Genomic DNA, 2,552 nt, shown 5'->3' on the forward strand with positions numbered 1-2,552 from the left:
GCAGGTGAGTTTAGAAGCCCAGTATCCAGGAAAAATGGATGGCTTCGCTGCTGAACTGTTACAGATGGGCAAAGAAAAGCTAAAAGGTTCTGGTGTGAACGCCGTTATTAACTTGGCATTACCTGGCGTTGGCTTATTGATTTCTACAGGTCGAGAGTTGCACAAAGCGGCCGTAAATGGTGATGCTGAGGCTTACCATCATCAGTTAGAACAAATTTCACAGCTGCCAGGGCGAGATCAACGTCTTTCTATGCCGATGCAGCAAACCTTGGCTCAAGGTCATGCGATACTGTCGGCTGAAGGTGGCATTGGAGCTACGTTAGGTATGGCGACGGGGAGCCTGGGCACGTTCGGTGTTAGCTCTGTAGCAACGGTGGGCGTCACACCGATAGCAAAAGAGGCAATCGGTTCTGCGGCAACGACTGCTATCATGAGCGGCGGTGGTTTTGTGGCGAACCAAGCTGGGGCATACGGGTTAAATACGGAAGTAAAAGAGCAACTTATGCAAGGTGAAATGTCTGGTGTTTTACCTAGACTTGAAGTTTCCAATGCAAAAGGAGACTTTACCTTCAGTATGCAAGATCCGGCTTCTGTCCGTGCATTAATGGCGTACCTTGGTCCTAAGGAGAATACTGCAATGACTTCTCCTCAAGCGCCTAAAGAGGCACAAGAGATGGAAGCCGCTCGATTAACACTGAAAAAGATGTTGGGTTCAGAGCCAAGTGAGCACTTGGTTCCTGACGTAGACTCTATCTTGAAGCTAAGCCCAGAGGATGCACCAAGTAAAACCGAGTCTATTGCTAACGGGGCGTTTAAAAAACTGTTAGGAGAAGATTGGGATTGGCTCATGCCAGCTGTTCGAGCGATTGATAAAGGGGAAGCAAGTAAAATCAACGAAAAGCTAACCTACAAGCTCCCCCTAGATGCAGCAAACGGACGAGTTTATCTTGATAAATGCCCAAACCTGAGTGACGTCCAGTTAGATGCGCTAGAAAAATTAGGCTCACCAAGTCAATTGCGATTGATGTACTTGGCAGAAGGCTGGGTGTAATTTCAAATGGTAAAGTAGGGAGTAGGTGCCGCTCCTTACTTTATCTACCGTCAGCGTTCCTTTTTGGGGCTGGCTCATGTCCATTGAATTTAACTTTTCGACTGAAGAAACAAACACACAAGTGTCAACGTTATACCAACCCAACCAATGAAAGAAATTTCTTCCCCAACAATCGCAACTGCTAGTGCTGCTGCGATAACAGGTTCAAATAGCGTGAGTATGCTAGCTCCACTGGCTGTAACAAACCGTAGCCCAAACCCAAAAGCGACGTAACCTAACCCCATTGGAATCAAGGCCATGTAGAGCATGACCGTCGTATTAGTTGATGATGCAAATAGATTATCGCCCGTGATGAAAAGTGTTGGTAGAAGCAAAACTCCACCAATACCAAAAACACTTCCCATGGCCGTTTGCGATTCAATGCCGTGGTCAATCATAGCCTTTACTCCCCATGAGTAAATGGCGTACGTCAGACCTGCCAATAGGCCAAGTAATACACCCCAATGCTTCATATCCTGATCAAATAAGCTATTTGCGGATGACTCAGAAGCCAGCAACAAAGTAATGCCAATGACCCCGATTGCGAAACTCATCATCCAGCGCTTGGTTATGGTCTGATTTCGGCTAAAGAGACACTCTAACAAAGCAGAAAAGAAAGGTGCAGTGGAGATAGAAACAACCGTACCAATAGCCACACCGGCGAATCGCATTGATGAATAAAAAGCCAGTGGGTAGGTGGCTAAGGCGATAATACTAACCAGTAACGTTTTCTTCTTATGTACGACTTTTCGAAAACCTCTCTTCAGTGACTTCGCAGACAGACATGCTTGCATAAATCCACCAATACCCATAGAAAATGCGCCAATGGCGAGAGCACTGACATCCGGTGCCAAGCTGGCAGCGGTGCCCGTCGTTCCCCACAGGGTTGAAGCAAAAAGTATGGATAAAGTTCCTAATTGATAGTCGGTGAAATGTTTTTTTAACACTGTAATTTCTACCTAGTGAATGGCTGTTTTAGGGTAGAAAGAATAAAAGAAAGCGATAGAGATTTTTGTGCTGAAAAGACGGAATACTTGTTCCAGAAGACTATTTTAGTGACTATCGGGAAAACTCTCTAGGAGACATACCAAAATGCATTGAAAACCGTCGACTAAACGCGGAAAGGTCACTATAGCCAACTCGTTCAGCTATCAACTGAACTGGAAGGTCTGTATGAGTCAGTAGTGCTTTGGCTTTTTCCATACGTTGTAGTGTAATGTACTTATGGACGCTCACTTTTAGCTGCTCTTTAAAAAGCTTTTTAAACTGCGTCGGACTCAAGCAAGCGGCATTCGCTAATGAGGCAATGGTGAGTGGCTGATCAAGCTGCTCCGCGAGCACAACCTGTACATCTCGAATACGCAAATCCACGGAGCGAGACCGCTTTTGCTGCTCCAGCAACAGATAGAAGGTTGCAACCATTGAGTTTTCAATTTCATCATTAACCTGATACTCAAGTTGC

At 45.7% G+C, this 2,552-nt stretch carries 3 protein-coding genes; 1 reads left to right on the plus strand and 2 read right to left on the minus strand.

The genetic code is table 11. From position 1 onward, the window contains the following. On the plus strand, positions 1–1,051 hold a 1,051-nt coding region (locus IQR33_RS04935; protein ID WP_193843560.1), incomplete at its 5' end, for a CesT family type III secretion system chaperone. Between the two features lie 89 nt (positions 1,052–1,140). Here the strand turns inward: IQR33_RS04935 and IQR33_RS04940 are convergent. Together IQR33_RS04940 and IQR33_RS04945 are read right to left on the minus strand one after the other, a co-directional pair. Beyond that, complete coding sequence (locus IQR33_RS04940; RefSeq protein ID WP_416222586.1) at positions 1,141–2,043, minus strand: DMT family transporter; 903 nt, start codon at positions 2,041–2,043, stop codon at positions 1,141–1,143. Positions 2,044–2,149: 106 nt separating this feature from the next. Continuing rightward, positions 2,150–2,552, minus strand: a 403-nt coding sequence (locus tag IQR33_RS04945) for a helix-turn-helix domain-containing protein (protein ID WP_193843561.1), incomplete at its 5' end; no start/stop codon positions are given.

The sequence above is a fragment of the Vibrio sp. OPT46 genome (assembly GCF_015163535.1).
In the GTDB taxonomy this organism is placed as follows: domain Bacteria; phylum Pseudomonadota; class Gammaproteobacteria; order Enterobacterales; family Vibrionaceae; genus Vibrio; species Vibrio alginolyticus.